The 22,780-nt window shown below is 36.6% G+C and carries 19 protein-coding genes; 3 read left to right on the forward strand and 16 right to left on the reverse strand.

The genetic code is table 11. The features are described from left to right. Positions 1 to 365: 365 nt before the first annotated feature. From ytpR to ACVYAD_RS16135, 5 genes are all read right to left on the reverse strand, one after another. Positions 366 to 980 carry a YtpR family tRNA-binding protein gene (gene ytpR / locus ACVYAD_RS16115; RefSeq protein ID WP_476427124.1) on the reverse strand — a complete coding sequence of 205 codons (615 nt, stop codon included), beginning with the start codon at positions 978 to 980 and terminating at the stop codon, positions 366 to 368. After that, entirely contained in the window at positions 977 to 1,801 is an 825-nt protein-coding gene (locus ACVYAD_RS16120; protein WP_349659155.1) for a DUF1444 domain-containing protein, read from the reverse strand. Before ACVYAD_RS16120 ends, ytpR begins: the two co-directional genes overlap by 4 nt. A gap of 169 nt (positions 1,802 to 1,970) precedes the next feature. Continuing rightward, entirely contained in the window at positions 1,971 to 2,489 is a 519-nt protein-coding gene (locus tag ACVYAD_RS16125) for a hypothetical protein (RefSeq protein WP_476427125.1), read from the reverse strand. 94 nt (positions 2,490 to 2,583) lie between these two features. Beyond that, complete coding sequence (locus tag ACVYAD_RS16130) at positions 2,584 to 3,105, reverse strand: DUF84 family protein (protein ID WP_476427126.1); 522 nt, start codon at positions 3,103 to 3,105, stop codon at positions 2,584 to 2,586. 78 nt (positions 3,106 to 3,183) lie between these two features. Beyond that, positions 3,184 to 4,260: a M42 family metallopeptidase gene (locus ACVYAD_RS16135; protein ID WP_349659152.1), complete on the reverse strand. Its 1,077-nt coding sequence runs from the start codon at positions 4,258 to 4,260 to the stop codon at positions 3,184 to 3,186. A 294-nt stretch (positions 4,261 to 4,554) separates the two neighbouring features. On the opposite strand from ACVYAD_RS16135, the gene ACVYAD_RS16140 reads away from it, so the two are divergent. After that, entirely contained in the window at positions 4,555 to 4,869 is a 315-nt protein-coding gene (locus ACVYAD_RS16140; RefSeq protein WP_053485038.1) for a peptidase M4, read from the forward strand. A gap of 726 nt (positions 4,870 to 5,595) precedes the next feature. On the opposite strand, the gene ACVYAD_RS16145 is transcribed toward ACVYAD_RS16140, so the two are convergent. The 7 genes from ACVYAD_RS16145 to pepV all read right to left on the reverse strand — a co-directional run bounded on the left by ACVYAD_RS16145 (position 5,596) and on the right by pepV (position 13,647). Continuing rightward, positions 5,596 to 6,822: a carboxylate--amine ligase gene (locus ACVYAD_RS16145; protein WP_476427127.1), complete on the reverse strand. Its 1,227-nt coding sequence runs from the start codon at positions 6,820 to 6,822 to the stop codon at positions 5,596 to 5,598. Between the two features lie 396 nt (positions 6,823 to 7,218). Next, the gene (locus tag ACVYAD_RS16150; protein ID WP_386830358.1) at positions 7,219 to 8,082 is read right to left on the reverse strand and encodes a YtnP family quorum-quenching lactonase; all 864 of its coding nucleotides are present in this window, start codon (positions 8,080 to 8,082) and stop codon (positions 7,219 to 7,221) included. Between the two features lie 11 nt (positions 8,083 to 8,093). Next, positions 8,094 to 8,741 (reverse strand): tRNA (guanosine(46)-N7)-methyltransferase TrmB, encoded by a 648-nt coding sequence (gene trmB / locus ACVYAD_RS16155; protein ID WP_349659149.1) that lies wholly within the window; start codon positions 8,739 to 8,741, stop codon positions 8,094 to 8,096. Positions 8,742 to 9,102: 361 nt separating this feature from the next. Then, positions 9,103 to 10,035, reverse strand: a complete 933-nt coding sequence (locus ACVYAD_RS16160; protein ID WP_476427128.1) for a diacylglycerol/lipid kinase family protein — start codon at positions 10,033 to 10,035, stop codon at positions 9,103 to 9,105. A 3-nt stretch (positions 10,036 to 10,038) separates the two neighbouring features. Beyond that, positions 10,039 to 11,043 (reverse strand): nuclease-related domain-containing protein, encoded by a 1,005-nt coding sequence (locus ACVYAD_RS16165; protein WP_349659147.1) that lies wholly within the window; start codon positions 11,041 to 11,043, stop codon positions 10,039 to 10,041. Between the two features lie 324 nt (positions 11,044 to 11,367). Then, positions 11,368 to 12,213: a D-amino-acid transaminase gene (dat, locus tag ACVYAD_RS16170; RefSeq protein WP_349659146.1), complete on the reverse strand. Its 846-nt coding sequence runs from the start codon at positions 12,211 to 12,213 to the stop codon at positions 11,368 to 11,370. A 27-nt stretch (positions 12,214 to 12,240) separates the two neighbouring features. Next, on the reverse strand, positions 12,241 to 13,647 hold the full coding sequence (gene pepV / locus ACVYAD_RS16175) for a dipeptidase PepV (protein ID WP_349659145.1): 1,407 nt from the start codon (positions 13,645 to 13,647) through the stop codon (positions 12,241 to 12,243). A 355-nt stretch (positions 13,648 to 14,002) separates the two neighbouring features. On the opposite strand from pepV, the gene ACVYAD_RS16180 reads away from it, so the two are divergent. Both ACVYAD_RS16180 and ACVYAD_RS16185 read left to right on the forward strand, forming a co-directional pair. Beyond that, positions 14,003 to 14,224, forward strand: a complete 222-nt coding sequence (locus ACVYAD_RS16180) for a DeoR family transcriptional regulator (RefSeq protein ID WP_049667439.1) — start codon at positions 14,003 to 14,005, stop codon at positions 14,222 to 14,224. A gap of 517 nt (positions 14,225 to 14,741) precedes the next feature. Next, positions 14,742 to 15,917, forward strand: a complete 1,176-nt coding sequence (locus tag ACVYAD_RS16185; protein ID WP_476427129.1) for an MDR family MFS transporter — start codon at positions 14,742 to 14,744, stop codon at positions 15,915 to 15,917. Positions 15,918 to 16,117: 200 nt separating this feature from the next. Here ACVYAD_RS16185 and ACVYAD_RS16190 read toward each other — a convergent pair whose 3' ends face one another. From ACVYAD_RS16190 to asnB, 4 genes are all read right to left on the reverse strand, one after another. Next, the gene (locus tag ACVYAD_RS16190; RefSeq protein WP_476427130.1) at positions 16,118 to 17,635 is read right to left on the reverse strand and encodes a GGDEF domain-containing protein; all 1,518 of its coding nucleotides are present in this window, start codon (positions 17,633 to 17,635) and stop codon (positions 16,118 to 16,120) included. Positions 17,636 to 17,807: 172 nt separating this feature from the next. Continuing rightward, the gene (locus ACVYAD_RS16195) at positions 17,808 to 18,521 is read right to left on the reverse strand and encodes a pseudouridine synthase (RefSeq protein ID WP_349659142.1); all 714 of its coding nucleotides are present in this window, start codon (positions 18,519 to 18,521) and stop codon (positions 17,808 to 17,810) included. A 9-nt stretch (positions 18,522 to 18,530) separates the two neighbouring features. Further along, on the reverse strand, positions 18,531 to 20,144 hold the full coding sequence (locus tag ACVYAD_RS16200; protein ID WP_476427131.1) for a putative polysaccharide biosynthesis protein: 1,614 nt from the start codon (positions 20,142 to 20,144) through the stop codon (positions 18,531 to 18,533). A gap of 443 nt (positions 20,145 to 20,587) precedes the next feature. Beyond that, positions 20,588 to 22,435 carry an asparagine synthase (glutamine-hydrolyzing) gene (gene asnB / locus ACVYAD_RS16205; RefSeq protein ID WP_349659140.1) on the reverse strand — a complete coding sequence of 616 codons (1,848 nt, stop codon included), beginning with the start codon at positions 22,433 to 22,435 and terminating at the stop codon, positions 20,588 to 20,590. Between the last annotated feature and the right edge of the window lie 345 nt (positions 22,436 to 22,780).

A 22,780-nucleotide genomic window follows, 5' to 3' on the forward strand; every position in this document is an offset into this window, starting at 1 on the left:
GCATGGATGCGATGGTTTTAGGCTAGCATCCTATAATTCTGTGACATCCGCCGGAGGCTTTGGGCTAACACGACGTTGGTCACTCAGTCATGTATTTTTGCTGCCGCTTCGCTTTCGCACAGGTAAAACCTTGTCGCTTTCGCTACAGGAAATATTTGCCGAAAGAAGTTAAATGTCTATAACAAAAAGCATACCATAAAAATGTAATAGAAACTTGTATTTAGAGGCTCATTCTAGACAAAAAAATCGTTATGTTACTAGCATATTAGTAGCATAACGATTTTAAGTACATATAATCAATTCGACCTTGGTTTAAATTGAGTTATCGCTTACTTTCGCAAAGCTAAACCGTGTTTTCCAAGACTTTATTTAGTTGGCGCTTCGAACGCACCACCAGTTGTTGCATCTTCTGGTAATACTAAAATCCCTTTTTCAGAAGGTGCATTTGGTATTGCTAATTCGCGTGCTGAACATAGCATACCGTATGATTCAACTCCTCGTAAATTACCTTCTTTTATAAGCATTCCAGAAGGCATTACTGCACCGATTTTCGCTACGACAACCTTTTGGCCCGCCTCCACATTTGGTGCGCCACATACGATTTGTAATGTCTCGTCACCTACGTTTACAGCACAAATGCTTAGTTTATCAGCATTCGGATGCTTGTCCTTTGTTTCTACATAGCCCACAACAAATTTTGGAGAAAAATCTACATCTAAGCTGATTTCAGCTCCGTTTTTTGTAATAGCTGTCTCTAGCTGTGCAACTAATTCTGGAGTAACTTCAACTAAACCTTGTGCTTCAGTTTGTATATAGTTACTAGCATTAAATAAATTAAATGCTTTAATTTCTCCTGTTTGTGCTTCCTTTAAAATAGCGATATCACCTGCACGCTCTACCTTTGTTTTAACGATTGATTCTGTCGCTAATTGTACTAGCAATACATCGCCTACATGCTCTTTGTTGTAAAATATATTCATTGTTTTTCTTGCTCCTTTTTAACTCTATTTTTTGCTAATATAAAGATTGGTTCTAGTTCCCCATCTTCATAAATAAAAGATAATGACGTAATCGGTACGGTACCGACAGCAAAGAAATGCATTGTCATCTGTGCTAATACATCATACCCTGTTTCATTACGAATATCACCTACTATTAATACATCCTGATGTGGCACAGATAACGTCATGTCACCCTCAATTTTAGTCTGCATTTCTTTCAAAAAGCTTTCATTTAAAATGCGACTTGCATCATAGCCATCATTAGCATTAACAAAATAGAAAACATTCCCTGCAACTTCATCTTTCTTATAAACTGTTGGTAGTTGCTTTACAGAGAATCGTGCCATGTCACGAACTTGCTCTACTGTTAATTGTAGTACCTCTAACATGGATTCATCAATAAAACGATAAGTTTTTCCTAAATCAAGCGCATAAAAAATACGTGTTTCAGCTGTATGTTCAGTCGTGATGAATACATGCCCTTCCTTCGAGGCTTGAGGGTAGGATGTTGCACGAATAACTGGGTAAATTTTTGTAGTCGCTTGGAATCCTTGTTCCATCTCTCGCTCCATCGCATTAAAGGTTTGCTCGATTGTATAAACGACTTCATCGATTGCAGCCCCCTGCTTGTCATTATATTTGGCTAAAATGCCTGGCAGGGAAAGCTCCATCCCTTTACCAATTTTTTTATGGTTTAGACGTAATTTATCGTACTTTTTGTCAAATTCAAAATCAAACTTTTCCTCATTCAATTGTTGTTTTAATAGGGACACAAGTTGTTCTGATTTAATTTGTTTCACCTAGTTCACATCCTTTCTTCCAAATCAATTTAGGTTCAGCACTGTTGCGCAGATAACGTCACTGGATGTGACGTTTATAAACTGAGTTCCTTTATTGTAGCTTAAAATATGCCGAATGAAGAGAAAACGGCTCACATGTTTGTGAACCGCTCTGTTCAAAACTATCCAATTATTTAATCTTAACCGAATGAACGATTTTCGTCATCTCGTGTAGATTATCTTTAATATGTTCCGCGTGCGAAATGGTCGTCATTTTTACACCACCATTACTAACAATAAGCTCAAATTCGTTCTCATTATCAGTTTTTAAAACAGCCGCAAAGCCGAAAATACCATTCTTTTCATAAGTATTTTCTTCGATTATGTTTTTTGAGCTATCAGCTTTTAATAGATTGTAATATAGTTTACTATCTGCATCTTCACGATCATTAATGAAAAGAATATAACGCTCTTTTCCTTTCGTTACTAATATATTATATGCATCTGAACTGTCGTCAACTTTAAAGTTTGAAGGTAAGTATAATTCTACATCCCCAATACGATCTGTTTGCTCCTCTGGTTGTTCTGCAAAAACGGTCTTCATATTTTGAAGTCCATCTTGAATTTGTTCATCAACCGATAGATTACAACCAGTAAGCCCCAAAAGTAGAAGTAGTAAGCCAACAACTCTCACCGATGTAAAAGACATATTCTTCTTCCTTTCATTGCTAACCTTTTTCTATTTTAAAAAAGCTTTATCAATTATGCAACTTCACTATTCCATTTTTACTAATTAACTGACACTACTCATGCGCTAATGAAAATAAATATTGACCAATAAGGAGTGAAACTATATGTTCAAACATCATCTGACGACTTACTAATCCTTGCGTAAAAATACCTACAGCTCCCGCACCTTGTCGGATATCCCGACGTTGTGTATATTGCTCCATTACAGGTCCAAGTTCCTTCCCTGCTCTTATTTCCTGGGCAATTTCTTCTGGTAATATAATTTGTGCGCCCGAACCTGTATAAGTTGTGCCATTTGATACTGTAAGAGCTCCCCAGTTGCAAACATACATCACACCATCAATTTCAGTCACTCCACCCTCTAATCCAAACGATAATTGGGCACCCGTCTCATCGATTGCGTTTTTCGAACGGTTTATTGCGCCTAAGCGTGTTTCTTCATGGGTCATCGGTTGATCCGATACTTGCGATGCAGCTTTAACGCAAGTGAAAATTGGTTTATCAAAATACTTTCTAGCTATAACTTCAACAGCCTCTGTTTTTGCTTTGTTTGTTGTACCAATAGCTATGTTCATTTTCTAATACCTCTTTCTTTGCATAGAAAAAGATGCCCCTAAAGGCATCTATTAACTTATTTCAAACGGATGTCTTTTTTACACATTAGCGCGAATCGTTGCTAATGTGGAACGATCTACATTTTTCACTAGTTCCACAATTAAAGCTTTTGCAGCTGCATAGTCATCAATATGAATAATCGACGCAGACGTATGAATATAGCGTGAGCAAACTCCAATTACTGCACTAGGAACACCGTCATTCGCTGTGTGCACACGTCCTGCATCCGTACCACCTTGTGATACAAAATATTGATAAGGAATATGATTCGTTTCAGCAGTATCTAAGATGAACTCACGCATGCCTTTATGAGTAACCATCGTACGGTCAAGAATACGTAATAATGTCCCTTTTCCAAGCTGACCAAATTGATTTTTTTCACCTGACATATCATTTGCAGGTGAAGCATCTAGGGCGAAAAATAAATCTGGTTTAATCATATTTGCGGACACTTGAGCACCACGCAAACCAACTTCTTCCATCACATTCGCACCTGAATATAAATGTGAAGCTAGCTTTTCACCCTTAACTTCTTTCATTAATTCAATTGCCAGTCCACAGCCATAGCGGTTATCCCAAGCTTTGGCCATAATTTTTTTCGGATTGGCCATCGGTGTAAATGGGCAGACAGGGATAATTGATTGACCTGGACGAACGCCAAGTGCAATAGCATCTTCTTTATTGTCTGCACCAACATCTATAAGCATATTTTTAATATCCATCGGTTTAGAACGTTCAGCATCTGTTAATAAGTGTGGTGGTATTGATGAAATCACACCTGGAATCGCGCCATTTTTAGTAAATACCTCAACGCGTTGCGCTAGCATTACCTGGTTCCACCAACCACCTAATGTTTGAAAGCGGATCATCCCGTTATCGGTAATAGAAGTAACCATGAATGCCACTTCATCCATATGACCAGCAACCAACACTTTTGGTGCATCAGCAACTTCACTATGCTTTACACCGAAAATACCCCCTAAATTATCTTGAACGATCTCATCCGAGTACTTTTCCAACTCAGAACGCATGAATGCACGTACCGCATGTTCATTACCCGGCGCACCTGGTAATTCTGTTAATGTTTTAAATAATTGTAATGTTTCCTCATTCATGTTGACTCTCTCCCCACGAAGTAGAATATTCTTCCTTGTCCATTGTAACATATTTATCTATATCCAGCGGAAGACTCCCATTTTCCAATGAGTAGCGGAATAAGTGCACATGGAGTTCATCTTCACAGTGTGTCCCATGTCGCTAAAGTTTTTATCTGTGCGAAAGCGAAGCCTCAGCTACAAATGCCTAATTCGCAAATATGATACATTTCCTAAAAAAGTGCTAACGTGTGAACGTGCATTCACTCTATATGCTATGTTAAAATGAACCTATAGAAAAAGGAGGAAAAGAGCATGAAATTACGTGATTTTTTAATTGGTGTTGCTACTGGCCTTGCTGCCGCAGTCATTGTTAAAGAAGCAAGTGAAAAGGTTTCTCCGTATGTACCTGCAGGACAAGTACTCGAAAACATAAAAAAGGAATTTAAAAAAGATTCACCGATTGACGGTTCATGGATTTTTATGAAAACAGACAATTTCTCAAACGGCATTATGACTATTCCTGTATACCGTGGAGGTATCTCTCGTTTACACGAGGGTGAAATGCAAACATTTGAATTTGCCGCTGACGCTCGCTCAGGTGTTGTAGTAGAATTACAAGAAGTATAACCTTACACAGTAATACGCGAACAAAAATTATAGACTACAAAAGAAGCCATCTCAGCTATTTGAGATGGCTTCTTCCTTGTTATGAAAAAATTTTATGTCCATCAAATTAAGGTGTGGTTCTTCAACAAAACGAGAGGTTGATTTCCGTTCCGACTGGGCGCTTTCCTGGGGGCGTCCGATGAGACGCTAGTCCCCAAGGAGTCGCCCAGTCTCCACTCCAATCAACCACTTAACATAGAGTGTATCTTCTGGCATCTTACTATAGTTTATAGTGATCAAACAAAACTTTAGCAAATTTTTTTGTGAGAAAGCGAAGCGGCAGCAACAATGTATCTGTGCGAAAGCTCAATGATAATGTAGCGATAGTAACAAATACTTATTTAAATTACTACAATAATAATATATTTATAATTGAGTCACTGTTTTAAATCTATTCTGTTCAATTATAGTGAGTAGCCATATCGTTCACTTTTGAAATGAATTATACGCTACTGCTGATTGGAGTGGAAGGCTACTCGACTCCCGTGGGAAAGCGAGACAGGCGAGACCCTGCACGGAGCGTAAGCGGAGGAAGCGGCTCGACGCTCGCCCACAGGAAATCGAGTAGCCTGGAACGGAAATAACTCACATTTAAAAAAGTACAACTTTTATAAATTTCTCCTTAATCATTTTGTTTTCCAATTCTATGAAAAAGCCATCTCAGTTATTTGAGATGGCTTCTTTGTTTTATTCAGTCAAACCTTTATTGTTAAAGTACTTTTTATACTTTCGATAATAATTTAAATTATTTAACGTTAGCTTCACCCAACGTTTCGCATTCATATCTTGATTATAGTAAAGGGAGTTTGTATATTTCCCTTCACGAATTAATTTTTTAGCTTCCAGTTTAAGCTTTTCATTAGATGCATATTTAAATAATACACCTTTAGGAATAATCATCCATAAATGCTTATCCTGAACATAAGTTACTTCTTGCTCAATATTTAACATATAGTCATCAGCTACATATTTCATTAAATTATGACCACTTGCTGTAACATAGTAGCTTGAGCGGCCATTACGCAAATTGATTTCAAACAGCTTATACTGTTTGTCCCGCATATCGTATTTCATATCGAAGTTAGCAAAGCCAGTATAACCGATATCCTCTAAGAAGAAGCGTACTTGATCCATTAATTCTTTATCGTATGTTGTAACGATTGCTGCATAACTACCAATTCCTTCAGGTGAATGCTCTTCTAAGATTGGATTTCCTAGACACATTAGCTTCACTTTGCCGTCTTTCCCTACATATGCATTTAATACACGCATATAAGAATCGTCACCTGGGATGAATTCTTGAATAATCATTGTATCCTGATAAGTTGAGCTATAGATTGCTTTTAAGATAGCTGTTTTTTCCGCTTCATCATGTGCAACAAACACTTTTTTCTTACCTGGGAATGAACATGCCCAGTATTCCACCGAGTTCGATGCCTTTAAAATAATTGGATATTCAAAAGGTGGTGTAAAGTTTTCGTAATTGTCAGCTGTCACAGTCGTCGTACCTGGATACTTAAAATCGTACTTATCACACATTTTATAGAAATTTTCTTTTAATAAAATTTCATCCATTAATGATTCGTCAATATATGGTACTGTAAAATGTTCCTGTAATGCTGGCTTATTTTTGATAATAAGCTTTGCATAATCATCTCCACACGCTAACAACAATAGTTTTTTATCAGAATACTTTTTTGCGACCTTTGCAAGTGCAGGTGCAAATACATCCTGTTCATTTAAGCGATCAATTTCTTGGAAATTTATGATATGGCTGTCTTGTGTTGCCGTTAAATGTGAACGTCCTAATACAAGTGGTTTAATTCCATATGCCTCATAAAATGCACGTGCCATACCATATGCATTCATATCTGATCCTAGTAATACTGGTAAAAATGGTTGCTCCGTTGCCATGTATTTTCAACTCTCTTTTATGTTTTAGTATAGTTTTTAGTGTATCATATTTTCCAAAATGTTCACGAAAAAAGTGTCAAAAAAAAGGGGAATTAGGCTACAGACCATAATGTAGTTTTACCAAAGAGCCATATTTTAGTTATTTATCTACTCTAATTAATTTAAAGGCTCTGATTTCCTCTACGGGCTACTCGCTTTCCCGCGGGAGTCGAGTAGCCCTACGCTACAATCAGTTAAAATAGTCATACATTAGTAAAATATCAAAAAATTCTTTCTATCAGCTACTAATAAACCTATATTTCCCCAATCACTTATTTACCTTAATTTCATTGTTCAATACTTTTCTACACAGCAATAAAAAAACGTGCGAACGCAAAAGGTTCACACGTTTTTTATTTAGAATGTAATAACAGCTTGTCTGCCACGTTCTAATTTATCTACAACTTCTTTACCTGTTTCATCCCATTTTATCATGCGATAATACGCGTCATGGTAGAAGATAAAGCCGTAGCCATTCGCCAGCGCCTCTTTCATTATACGTTCCTTCGCAAAGACACTCGTCATTGGATAATCATCATACGCTAAAACCCATAACGGATTTTGATGTGCATGTGTTGGCATAATATCTGCCATATGCAATAATACTTCGCCATTTTGAGTCAATTTTATAATGGCATGTCCATCACTATGACCACCAGTATGAATCATTTCAATACCCGGAGCTACCTCTAAAGTACCTTCATACGTTTCGATTAAGTGCTGAACTGGCTCCCAGTTTTCTTTCCAATACGTATTTTTCGAGCGGATATTTGGCTCACGCATTTCATCCCACTCAATTTTCGTTACAAAGATTTTTGCATTCGGGAATGTTGGCACAAGTACATCATCTTCCCATTGCGTTAAACCTCCAGCATGGTCAAAATGTAAATGCGTCATTAATACTACATCAATATCAGCAGTTGTTAATCCTAACTCCTGTAAACTAGCCGCTAATGTTGACTCCTCAGTTACCCCAAAGTTACGTAGCTGCTTTTCATTTAATTTGTTAAAACCAACGCCTGTATCAATAATATAATTTTTGCCTTCATATTGAATTAATATCGGCTCAGTTGGTAACTCGATTTGATTTTTTTCGTTGACTGGATATTTGCGTGCCCAAAGTGGCTTTGGCACAACCCCAAACATAGCACCGCCATCAAGGCAAGTGACACCCCCGTTTAGCCATGATAATGACATATTGTGAAACTTTAACTGATCCATCCATTCTCCCCCTAGTTAGTTAAGAATTGCGATTCTAGACGATAAATTGGCTGTCCTTTAGCAGAGAATTTCTCCTCATATTCAGTCATAACATTATCCTCAGGCATATTCGCATGTAGGTCGAGTGATACATACTTAAGTAACATACCATATTCAGACATACTCATTAATGAATACTCAAACAAACCACGGTTGTCCGTTTTAAAATGGATTTCCCCATTATCCACCAAAATCGACTCATATAATTTCAAAAAACCCTCGTGCATTAAACGTCGCTTAGCATGGCGCGTTTTTGGCCAAGGATCTGAGAAATTCAGATACACACGGTCTACATCATTTTTTTCAAAATATTTATTTAAATCTGCGCCATTTACTTTTAATAGTCGTAAATTCGCTGGAGATTTAGCCTCTAAAATTTTTTCCAATGCACAAACGATTACACTATCATAAAGCTCAATGCCAATATAATTTATATCTGGATTTTGTAAGGCCATACCTGTGACAAATTGTCCTTTCCCAGTACCTACTTCAATGTGTATTGGGTTGTCATTTCCGAAAACAGCCTGCCAATTTCCTTTAAAGTCTTCAGGATTTGGAACAATCACCTCTGGATGATCCGTAATCATTTCCTCCGCCCAAGGCTTATTTCTTAATCTCAATTTTCTTCCTCATTTCTTTTTCATGAAATTATTAATTTTTTATAGTATAACGTATTACTATTAAATTCGCATGAAATTATTGCGAAATGGTATTTTTCAGACTCATCACTATAGCGTAGGGTTGATTTCCGATCCGACTGGGCGCTTTCCTGGAGGAGTCCGATGAGCCGCTTCGCTCCAGGGTCTCGGGCCAATAGGATGTTGGTCACGAAGGCGTTATCACAGGACGTGATGTTTTTAGCCTTCGTTCCTCTATATCGCTAATCCTCAAGGAGTCACCCAGTCTCCACTCCAATCAACTTTTATGCATAGCATAGTTTAACAATTGTCATCTCCAACTTTTAGTGAAAGACCATTTTTTTCAATGTTCCTCCGATAGTACCTGCCAAGCATCGCGTTGCACTGTACTATGAATCCTCGTTCCCTCTCTTATTTCTCCAATATAGTTACCATCAGTATGACAATCAACGTCATTTCCGTGCACGAAAATGTTAAATTGATGGCCTTGCAAAAAAGTAATCTCTTTAAATTTTGTATGTTTTTCAAAAAACACAGTGACAAATACTAGTAATAATTTAAGTCGGGAAATACCGTGAACGATTGTTATTTCGATTTGACCATCATCAGGTTTAGAAGTAGGTGAAATTTTCATTCCCCCTCCGAAATAAGGTTGATTGCACATTGCAACAAACCATGCCTGTTGAAAGTGCCATTCTTGATTGTCCGCTTGTATCTTTACATCAAAGCGTCTAAAACTAAAAAGTCCTCTTACAACAGCCACAGCATAGGATAGCTTACCGAGCCCTATTTTATTGAGGTAAAGCTTCAAACGAGATGTATTAATACGTTTAGTGACAAATGCATCAAAGCCCACACCCGCATTATTGACAAATATTTCTTGTTGATAATCTCCAAGCCGAACGGCACCAACATCCATTGGGAGGTAAACCATTTCATTTTGTATATAGTTTTCAATTTGAACGGCATCTTGAAATGTAGAAAAGTATCGTGCAAAATCATTTCCAGAACCAGCACGAACTACACCAATAATTATTAATTTATTATGTACAACGCCACTAACAACCTCATGTATTGTGCCGTCACCACCAACAATAACAATTAATTTTTTTGTTTGAGCATCTTGCGCCCAATTTTTCGCAAGCTCTTGCCCATGTCCCTCATATTCTGTAAAGGCGACGTCATAGTTAATTGTTAAATGCTGTTGAAGACGATGCCAAACTTTTTTACCTTTACCGTGCCCTGCTGCTTCATTCACAATAAATAATACTTGCATTACCTAATCCCCGGCTGGTTGAGAAGATTGCTGCCAAATATCTCGATTAAAGGAAGTTGTTTGTACATTGCTTAAAATCGTTTGAGAAGCACGAATTTGCATATGCTTCATAGGAGAGGAAACTTTCCTTAAATGCTCCATCCATTCTCCATAATTTCGACGATCAACAAATTGAATTCCGTAAGGTGAACCTGGATAATCGAAATAGCCATTCTGTGATAAAATAACCTTGCGAATCGGCATATTTATATTGTCCTGCTTAAATAATTGAGTTAATACGGACTCCATACGATTCAAACTTATCATTGGATTAAGTACTTTTGAATCCTTCGTCCCTACTTTTTTTATCCAGAATCGCTCACTGCCTCCTACATAAACTGCTTGATTTTCAGCTTCTAGTACTGTTATACAAATACATTCTGTCGGTGACATTAGCACGACATCAAGCTCTATAGGTGCTTTTCTAATTTGTAAAATAGGATAATAAAAAAGCAAATAGTTATCCGGTAATTTTTGTAACAAATTTCGCAACAGGGGATCACGCATAAAACGAGGATCCACATACGACTTTTCACGGAGTGTTGAACTTGCCCATTTCATTTGGAAATGGAAAAATTGATCGATAAACATTCGTTTTAATTCATGAATAGATTGTGGTGCATAAACAATTTTTGGTTCAAATGTTAAAGTTGTTTCTTCTTCTGGTATGCTATCTTCATCACTCACTAGCTCATTCGTTATTTCGACCTCTTCAATATCCTCAATTTCTTCCCTCTGACGACCGGCAAATATTTTTTTGAATAAAGAGAACCTTTCTTTTTCCTCAAAAGAATCATTTTCTGAACCGCCGTCGTTATGTTGCCACTCGCTAATTTCTTCTCCTAACTCCCACTGTCGCTTAACACGTTCCCATTGACTTTGCTTTAAGCGTACAAACTGTGTTGGATATCTTGCTAAATCAATTTGATAGCGTGAAATATAATCTTGTAATTTCACCAATTGTGCCATGTGTTTTGGTCACTCCAATCTTACTCGCCCTATATCTAATTTGCTAATTTCTCCACTCTTGCTTAGAAAGCAAATCAATCGCAATATCAATTCGCCTTGGCGTAATTGTGCTGTCGCAATCATTGCTAAATGAAGAGAAATAGACAATTGCATACATTACATCGACATTTGCTCATTGAAATTAAATCCCGATGGCAATCATTCTACAACTGTAGTCATCGTTTTTATTTTACATGACGTTCCAGGAGAAAACATCCATAATTTGTTCTATAGAAAAAGAGAGCTACCTAAAGTTTAGGGTAGCTCTCTTACATTTATTTTCCATTAAATAGAAAGCGGTAATTTCGCCTCGAATGCTTGTTGTAATTTACGAGTCCATTCACCTGGAACTCCAGCGCCAATTTTGTTACCATCAACATCGATAACAGGTGTTACTTCAGAAGATACAGATGACACAATGATCTCACTCATTGTTAATAAATCAGCCTTAGTCATTGGTTCTTCAATAACAGGTAAATTAATTTCCTCAGCACATTTTAAAATAACTTGGCGTGTAATACCGTTTAAAATGAAGTTATTTGCAGGGTGTGTATATAGCTTACCATCTTTAATGCCGTAAACATTTGCTGATGAACATTCTGTTACGATGTCACCGCGATGTAAAATAGCTTCATAGCAACCTTTTTCAGATGCTTCCTGCTTTGCCATTACAGCACCTAATAAGTTTAATGATTTGATATCACAACGTAACCAGCGAATATCCTCTACAAAGGTAGCTTTAACACCTTTTTCAAAGTTTTCATATGAACGCTCGCCTGTTTTAACATTCCCTGTTAATATAGCTGGAACACTTGCATCTGGGAAAATATGATTGCGAGAAGTTGTACCACGTGTGATTTGGAAGTAAACGTGGCCTGTTTCCAAATTATTTTTTTCAATAAGTTCATGTAATAATTTGTGTAATACGTCTTTAGTATAAGGGATGACAAGACGAATTTTTTCGGCACTCGCATAGAAACGATCAATGTGTTCTTGTGCTGTGAACATATTTCCGTTATATACTTTTATTACTTCATAAATGCCGTCACCAAATTGGTAACCTCTGTCTTCTGGAGAGACTGTAATAGATCCTTCTTCTACGATTTGATCATTCCATAATGAATATGCCATGTTTCGTTCATCCTTTTCATATCTAATTTATTTATTTCCTGCAAGTTCAACAATTGCTTCAGCATAAATAGCTGTTGCTTTTATAAGATTTTCAATGACAACAAACTCATCCGCACGATGCGCTACATCAGGTTCACCTGGGAATAGCATGCCAAATGCTACACCTTTTTTCATAACACGCGCATACGTACCACCACCAGTAGACAATAAAGGCGTTTCATAATCTCCTGTTTGACGTCTATAGATATCTGCTAAAGTTTGGATAAATTCATCATCCTCGCTTACATAATGAGGTTTAGAGTCATCTTGAATGTCCAATGAAAATCCTTTTGCCACAGCTAAAGGTTGTGCTTCCGTGATTTTTTCATCAAACGGATATGTGACAGAATAGCGCATACTAATGACCAGGCTACCACCTTTAGTTACATCGTAAGTTACAATTCCGGGATTTAATGTAGTTTTACCAGACATTGCATCCTCGAATTGTAAAGCAAGCTTATTGCCATAATGGTCTTGATAAAAAACATCTGCGACAAAGTCGACAAATTGCTTACTTGCCTCTGTCGTCAACTCTTGTTGTAAAAATGCTGTAAGATAAACAGCTGCATTGACACCTTTTTCCGGCTCCATTGCGTGGGCTGCTTTACCTTTGATAGTTATTATATAGCGAGAACCCTCGATTAATAAAGAGCCTTCTAGCTGATTTTTGCTTAAAAATGTGTGAAAATTCTGTTCGAATTGTTCGGAAACAAATTGAACTGTTGCTTTTGCAAAATCCGGTACCATATTTGGTCGCTTTCCAGCATTAAATAGTAATAGCTGTTCTTTCGAAGCATCGCCGGTTCTATTTTGAGAGAACACTAGCTCTGCAATGCCTTTTTCAGCATTGATGAGCGGGAAATCCGCATCTGGTGCAAAGCCAATCGTCGGCATTTCCTCATGTTTAAAATAGTGGTCGACACAGCGGAAGCCAGTTTCTTCATCCGTACCGATTATCATACGTACTCTTTTATTAAGCTCAATACCTGCATCCTTGACAAGTTTCATGGCCATCCATGCTGCAATTGTTGGGCCTTTATCATCTATTGCACCACGAGCAAATAGCTTTCCATCTGCTACAGTGCCGCTAAAGGGTGGGTATGTCCAATCTGTTTCATCACCAACTGGTACCACGTCAACATGACATAAAATACCTAATAAATCGTCACCTTCGCCCATCTGTATGTGACCAGCATAATTATCAATATTTTTAGTTTGTAATCCTTCAGCTTCGCCCTTTGTTAATAACCATTCAAGAGCCTTTAATGGACCATCACCAAAAGGTACTTCAGTAGTGATCGTATTCTCATCGAGAACACTATTAATTTGCACAAGCTCCTGTAAATCTTGTATCAATTCATCTTGTCTTTCCTTTGCAGCTTGTAACCAATCCATATGATGTACCTCCTCTAAAGTAATAACATTATTCTACTCTTTACAACATAATTTACAATCATCTTTCTGGCAAGTTTTCAAAAACTTACTTCAATCACTACCACATATAGCACGTTTTTCACTTATTCCCACAAAATACAGTGAAAATTTTATGTCTGATTTGTAAATTCCTCTTGCATTCACTAGAAAACTGACTTGTTTTTCTATATAATGAACTTATCAGAACTATTTTTCTGAATATAAAATTAGAAAAGGGGATGTCTAAGGCAGCTACTTATTAGCCTAAGTGCACTCCGCACATATTGTCGTCCGCTAGTCTTTGCCAAGAGAATTAAGATGAAGGAGTGGTTCATTTATGAAACCAACTACTGATCGAATGCTTAATCGTATTAAAGATGTGTACATGTTTATTTTAGACAAAGGAACCGTGTCTACACAGGATTTAGTCGAAGAGTTTAGTATCACTCCTCGCACCGTTCAAAGAGATTTGAACGTGTTAGCCTTTAACGATTTGGTGATGAGTCCAAGTCGAGGCAAATGGACAACGACGAAGAAAAAAGTGAAATTGACGTCTTAGTTTTTACGTATAACACGTAAAACATTTTGTATTGGAAAAGAATGACCTTTCGTCGTGGTCATTCTTTTTTTGTTTTCTACTTTTTTTGATTCCCCACAATTTATCAAACTACCAAGCAAATACTCCAAAAAAATCACGGTTACTTTTAGTGAAATTTCCCTCTAACGATAAATATTCATTAGCTCATCATTAAAGTTGAGGATGACATCTGTTGGTTTGAGCGGCTCATCGGATGCCCCAGAAAGCTATACTCTGTGCGAAAGCGTAGCGGCAGCGGCAAATTGTTTTAACTGCGCGAAAGCAAAAGCAGCAGCTACAAAGCGCCCAGTCGGAACGGAAATCAACCACACATTATGGTGATGAACCGTATTTATACAAGCACTATATTCGCTAAGAATTCATTTATTTTACAACATTTGCTTCCTCGGTGTTATATTAAACTATTTTTCCTACTATTTACAATTACTTAACAATCCGTTAAAATCGAAACACTCTACATTTTGAAAGGAGGATTTTTATGAAGCTTTCTAAACTGTTTCATCCTCTAGTTATGATCATTTTAGGTGGAACTATTTTTACACGCATAGCAAGTTTTATGGCAATGCCCTTTTTAGCCATTTACTTACATAACGAAATTGAAGCATCCCCTTTACAAATAGGTTTGACGATTGGTATTGCACCGTTAATCTCCACTGTAGGAGGATTCTTTGGTGGTTATCTAACTGACCGGTTTGGCAGGAAAAGCATCATTTTACTTACTATTGTTGTTTGGAGCATTGTATTCTTTGGCTTTGCAACAGCGCATACGGTTTGGCTCTTCGTAGCATTGAATGCCTTAAATGGCTTATGTCGCTCCTTCTTTGAACCCTCGACACAAGCATTAATGATTGATTTTACGCCTGTGGAAAAACGGAAAAGATTGTTCTCGCTTCGCTATACAGCGATTAACATAGCAGCTGTCATCGGTCCTGTTATTGGTGTTTATATTTCTCAATTGTCTAGCCCAAGTATTCCGTTTATGCTGACAGGAATTATGTATATTATTTATGCTTTATTTTTATTTTTAGTTTTAAATCACTATGAGATGCAGCAACCAAAAGCTCCAACACCTACAAAAATACTGCAAACCTTCACGATACTTTTGACGAATCGTGTACTACTAAGCTTTATATTCGGGGCAATTTTAATAAATATTGGTTACTCTCAATTTGATTCGACACTGCCACAAATCATTGAACTTAAAATCGAAGAAGGTGCCAAGCTCTATTCTGTATTAATTTCACTAAATGCAGCGGTTGTATTATTACTTCAATTGCCGATTAGTATACTTTCAGAACGTTTTTCATCCTCGGCTACGCTATTAGTAGGAATTCTGTTCTTTGCATTTGGCCTTTTACTATTCGGCTTCTCGAATAACTACCCACTATATATGATCGCTATGGTTATATTCACGATTGGTGAAATTTTTGCCTTTCCAACTATGAGCATCTTGATTGATGAAATTGCGCCTGATACTCAAAAGGGTGTCTATTTAGGAGCAGCTCAATTTAAAAATTTAGGCGGCTTTATTGGACCAATTATTGGCGGGTGGCTTTTAACACATTACATGGATGCAATGTTTGCGGTTATTGCTGTTCTTGTTTTATGTAGTTGTATATTTTACAGATCAAATCATAAGCCACAACAGGGATAAATTTTATCAGCGAGTTCTTTCCTCGACTGATTATTAGTCTTCACCAATCGGGTTATTAAGGAGTTAACATTCAAATAAAAAAATCGCTCCATGTCTATCAGCGAATCTCAAGCATTTGATATACTTGCTTGAACTTACTAATAGGATTGGAGCGAGCTAATGATTAGTTTTACAATTATATCCAAAATTTTAAAGTGGCTTTAACTTTCTCCCTCAACTGTAACTTCTTCATAAATGGTGTATTGGTCTTTACCAGCATTTTTCGATTGATATAATGCCTTATCTGCGCGCTCAAATAAGCTTCTTTCTGACTCATCTGGATGACTGCAAATGGCACCGCCCAAACTGACTGAAAGCACAGACCATTTATCAACAGAAATTTTATCCGCAAACTTCAAGTGATGAATTTTCTCCAAAATAGAATGCGCTAATTTTTCCATATATTCATCTTCCGTATCATATAATACAATTGCGAATTCATCTCCACCAAATCTAACAACAAAGCCATTTTTCCCTACTTCTCGTTTTAAAGTTCTAGCTGTTTCAATCAGGATCTTGTCACCTTCAACATGTCCAAATCGATCATTTACTTGTTTAAAATTATCTAAATCTAACAACAATAAACCTGGTTGATTCGTCTTCCTTTTCCTTAATAAATTGCCCATTTTTCTAATATAGGTAGCACGATTATAAACATTCGTTAATGGATCATATGTTGCGAGATGAATCGTTTTGGAAAGAAGTTTATTGATGACTAATAGCATGATGAAAGAAGTTACTAAGGCAATAAACAGTAAGATTCGAAACTGCTTTGTATTTTTAGTAAGCGCTCTAATTTCTGTGAAATTACCGTATTTTACATATACAACTCTTTTAGAGGATTCTCCCCGAATCTTTTCCGCTTCTGCTTCATAAGGTAAAAAACGGTACTTTTCTATATAACCATTTTCAAACTCCTTTTGATATTCCGTTGGCTTCATCGTTTCTTTGGCCAGCTTATAATGCTCTTGAAATATTTTCGGTTGATCATTTACAGTTTTACGAGATTTAGAATCCTTAAAGAAAACCCCTCCCGCCGTTATCGTTTGTACTTCTAATAAATCAGCATATTTATCAATTAAATAGTCAGCTGTCTTTTCGAAGTTAAAAGTTTGGAATACAGGATCTTTAAGTAAGTCTATACCGACCTCGAATAAATATTTCTTGTCAGGTGTTGCTAAATAACCAAATTTTCGATATCCCCCAGTAGTTGTTGAAATATCTATACCATCAACATAGTATTCCCCACTTATTCGACGTTCGTCTAGTAAAGCAGAAAAACGTGTGCAGCATTGAGAAAAATTTAAACCTTTATCTTTTTCAAAAGTTGTATAAATTACAGTATTTGATTGATCGAGTATGTACACATCCATTCCATGCTCGTTTTTTATTTTCTCCAAGTCCCACTTTGCTATATGAGGGTTTTCTTCATAATATGTAATTAGGTTTCGTAATACCGTTTCCATTTTCTCTGAGAGAGTTTTATCAAAATAAAAATGTGCATTATCTACCGTTTGCATATCTGTCAAAATATGATTTTCAATTAATGTTCTATTCATAACTTCTTGTTTTTTGATATCAGATGTAAGTATTTGCCTATTGAAATAAAAAATTACAGCAACTAGTACTAATGCAAAAGCAATTAAAGATATTAATAATTTAATTCTTAGGTTTTTCATTAACGTGTCCTCTACTTATTTTCACCATCATTTTTTTCGAAACTTTTAGTGATTTTTAGTACCATAGACTAAATAGCTTTTAACATAGGTTACATTAATTATACAGTTACTGGTATAAGTATGTATATAAAAAATACCCCGATACTAATCGTCGTTAGCATCGAGGAATTCTCTAATCCCTATTTTGTAAGCAGGCTAGTTCTTCAGCCGTTAATTCTCTATATTCACCTAATTTCAAACTGTCATCTAGCTTTAGGTTGCCCATTGATAGACGTTTTAAATAGGTTACACGTTTTCCAACAGCCTCAAACATACGCTTCACCTGATGAAACTTACCTTCTTGAATCGTTAACTCAATTTCAGATTGTTGAGCAGATTTTAATATGATGAGCTCTCCTGGTTTGGTTTCATAACCATCATCTAGCTCAACACCTTGAGCAAATTTCTCACAATCTTCCTCAGTCACAATTCCTTCTATTTGTGCATAATAAACCTTTGGCACATGTTTTTTAGGAGACAATAAATTATGTGCTAAAGAACCATCATTTGTTATTAGCAATAATCCCTCTGTATCTTTATCAAGGCGACCAACAGGGAAAGGCTGGAAATGCTGATGTAAAGGCTCTAACAAATCGATGACGGTTTCATCTCGTAAATCCTCTGTTGCAGAAATAACGCCTGGAGGCTTATTCATCATAAAATATACAAACTCTGTATAGTTCACACGCTCCCCAAATACAGAAACCTCCTGCTTTTCAGGATCAACATGTAATGCTGCATCCTTCACATATGCGCCATCTACTGTCACTGCTTTTTGCTTTAGAAGCAACTTAACTTCCTTGCGTGACCCGTAACCCATATTCGACAGTAATTTATCTAATCGCATTAGTTCCTCCTATTTAAATCCCAGTTTGTTCGTTATTCTTGTCAATCGTTCACCGAGAAGCTTTTGTGCTAAGCCTAGGCGTAAAGACAAGAAGCCATATACTGCTACGCCTACTCCAGCACAAATAACAGAATAAACTAACGCTGAGAATTTACCACTTACTGGTCCCATTAATAACTCTAAAAGCGTATGAACGATGAATACACTTACCGCCATTATCGCTGTCAAAAGAGAAATGAGCATGACACGACGAATAACCATTTCTGATCTGTAGTTCAATGTTTGTCGTAGCACAAGTATATTAATGATAATTGAAACACTATAGCCAATAGCTGTGGCAAGAAGTGCACCATCTGCCTCCATTAAACGAATTAACGGAATATTAATCGCTAGTTTGACTAAAATCCCAGATAATAAGCTGAGGACAATCCACTTTTGGAAATCAATCCCCTGTAAAAGTGCTGCAGTCACTTGGAATAATGCAAATAAAATAGCAACAGGTGCATAATGGGCTAAAATCATAGCCCCCATCTCGCTTTCCGAATAGAGCATAAAATATATTTCATTCGATAACAACGAAATTCCAACTACTGCTGGTAATGTAATGAAAATTAATATTTGATATGTCTTATCCATTGCATTTCGTAACGATAAATATTCACCTTGCGTAAAAAATTTTGTAATCGTCGGTACTAGCGCCATTGAAAAACCTGTAGCTAGCATTACTGGAATAATGACAACCTTATGTGTTGTAAAGTTAATCATTGATAAATACTTATCCGTTACTTCCGCTAAGCCTATAGATGCCATAGCTCCATTAAACGTAAGCATATCCACTAATTGGAATAATGGGTTAGCAACACCTACAAACACCATCGGAATCGAATACGTAATTACTTCTTTATATATGTTGGACATTGGTAGCTGTGTAGATGTAACACTTTGACTGCGCAATAAATCAAATTCAGGTTGATATTTTTTCCAATAATAATAGAGTACTAGCAACCCGCCAATTGCTCCAATAAAGGCAGCAAACACCGCAAAGGAAACAGCCGTTTCTGGTTTCCCATTAAAAACTACTACAACTAAGAATGAACCACCTAATAACACTACAATACGAACAATTTGCTCTACTAGCTGAGAAACTGCAGTAGGCTCCATTTTGTCATAGCCTTGGAAAAATCCACGCCATAGACTCATAAATGGCACTACAATTAACGCAAAGCTAACCCAGCGAATAACTGAGGCAATTTGCTCTACCGAAAATGCCTGTTCATCACTTTTAATAACAAGGCCTGCTATTGGTGTAGCTAATATAAAGAGAACAACAAACGCCGCTAACCCCGTACACATCATAATAAGTATGCCGGATTTCATAAGCTTGCGGCCTGATTGATAATCACCCATTGCATTGTATTTAGAAACAAACTTGGATACAGCAATTGGCGCACCCGAGATGGCTACTGCTAGCATAATCGAGTAGGGAATATATGCATATTGATAGAGGGCTACATTCTCCTCACCCACAATCGCATAAAATGGAAAAATATAAATTAATCCGAGCACCTTCGATAAAAACATCCCCATCGTTAATATCGCAGTACCTTTCATTAAATTGGACATTGTAACCATCCATTCATTTTAAAGTCAATAATTTCATTATCTTAACACTTAAAAAAAACTTATAAACTATTTGCCAATCAATTATGCCTAGGCATAATTTCAATGTACTCAAGGTTTAAGCTACTTCTTGAGCAGATCTTTCTGCGAATAAAGCACTTGTTTCACAATAACTTGTAAACGCTGCCATATAAAAAACTTACTCTCACTGTAAAAACTACAGAACTACATTAACAAAATTCAGAATACAATAACCCTAGAAAATATTAAAAAAGTAAAGCAACTGTAATCTTAACACATTTACTAGGTAAACAGACGCATAAATACATTAAAAAGTTCTAGCACTCAAAAAAAAATAGCAGTTATGTCCTCCCAAAGGAAAATAGAAGTTTCAAAATAATCGGTGGAGATTACGAAAACCCCCACCGATTAAAGCTACTTCTCTATTACATATCTACGAAAAATTGTTTATACCATACTAAGAACACATAGGCTGTCCAAATATAACGCCCACGATTTGCTTTTCCTTCATAGTGCTCATCTAGATAGCCTACTAATTGTTTTGTATCAAAGAATTCATTGGCAAAGTCCGTTGTAAACATTTCTTTTACCAGTTTATAATACTTTTCTTCACGTAACCAGTGACGGATTGGCACTGGGAAGCCAAGTTTTGGACGTTTTGCCCATTCTTCAGGTAATTCCTGATGCGCAGCTTGACGAAGAACATATTTCGTATCAATATCATTTACGCGATATTTCGAAGGAATGTTTTTCGCTAATTCCATCACTTCTTTATCTAAAAATGGTACACGTAATTCAATTGAATGGGCCATACTCATTTTATCTGCTTTTAATAAAATATCGCCTGGCATCCAAAGATTTAAATCAAGATACTGCATTTTAGTAACATCATCATCGCCTGGAACTTCATCGTAAATACGTTTTGTAATCGATTTTACAGATGGACCATTTTTATAGTCTGGTTTCAAGACATTTAATGCATCTTCTTCATCCCATACTACCGCTTCTCCGATGAAGCGCTCTTCTACTGTTTGACCACCTTTAACAAGGAAGTGCGTATATTGATTTTTAGGCAACGCCTCTGCTATACCTCGTAACGCTTTACGGATACCAAAAGGAACTTTTTCATATTTTTGCATTTTGCCAGAGTTTTGATACCATGAATAGCCACCAAAAATTTCATCCGCACCTTCACCTGAAAGTACTACTGTTACATCCTTCGATGCTAACTCAGAAAGGAAGTATAGCGGTACAGAAGATGGGTTCGATTGTGGCTCATCCATATGCCACTGAATTTTCGGTAATGCTTCAAAACACTCATCTGCCGAAATATATTTACGCTCATTTTGAATATCTAATGTATCCGATAATTCTTTTGCTAAATTTGTTTCATTGAACATATCCTCGTAGTCAGAGAAACCAACAGAGAAGGATTTATCAGGGCGTAATAATGAAGTAATATAACTTGAGTCAATACCACCTGATAAGAAAGAACCGACCTTCACATCACTAATTTGATGCGCATCTACTGATTCTCTTACTGTCGTACGAATTTCTTCTACATATTTTTCAATTGGAGCTTCTTTTGCATGGAATTTTTTATCCCAATACTGCACAATTTGCTTTTGTCCATTTTTAATAAGTATATAGTGTGCTGGTTGTAATTTGTACACACCTTTGAAGAACGTTTCGTCCATTGAAGAATATTGGAACGTCAAATAAGGACGTAGCGCATCTTTATTTAATTCTTTAATAAATGATGGGTGTGGTAAAAATGATTTAATTTCTGATCCGAAAATAAACGTACCATCTGTTGTGTTTTCTGTATAATACAGTGGCTTAATACCAAAGCCATCACGAGCGATGAATTGTAAATCATTCTTTTTATCCCAAATACAGAATGCGAACATGCCGCGAAGCTTTTTGACAAATTCTACACCATATTCAACATAACCATAAATAATAACTTCACTATCAGAGTGTGTTTTAAAGTTATGACCTTTTTCAACCAAATCAGCACGTAGCTCTTGGAAGTTAAAGATTTCTCCATTAAATACTAGAACGATATTACCATCCGCACTGTACAACGGCTGGTTTGCCACGTCTGATAAGTCGATAATACTTAATCGACGGAATCCTAACGTTATTTTATCATCACTGTGAATCCCACCGCTGTCAGGTCCGCGGTGAATAATTGTATTCATCATATTTTCAATCGTTTGATGATGATCAATCACATTTGTTCCATTAATATAGCCTATAAATCCGCACATTCTATTTTTCACCTCATAATTTAGTGCATAACCTTTACCATAATAGCATGAAAAGACATTCATTTCATACCGACAATACATATAAAGCAAAACTTTCATCAGTTAATTTATTCTACACCGATTATTCGTTCAACCAACGAGCACTTTATCTCATTTAAAAACACTTCAATTTCACATCTTCCATCCAAAATCCACACATGAAAGCTCTTCATTAAAACGTGTGGTTGATTTCCGTTCCGGCCGGGCGCTTTGGATGTTGGTCACGAAGGCGTTATCACAGGACGTGATACTTTTAGCCTTCGTTCCTCTATATCGCTGATCCCCAAGGAGTCGCCCAGTCGTAAC

The organism is Lysinibacillus sp. G1-3, assembly GCF_056322905.1.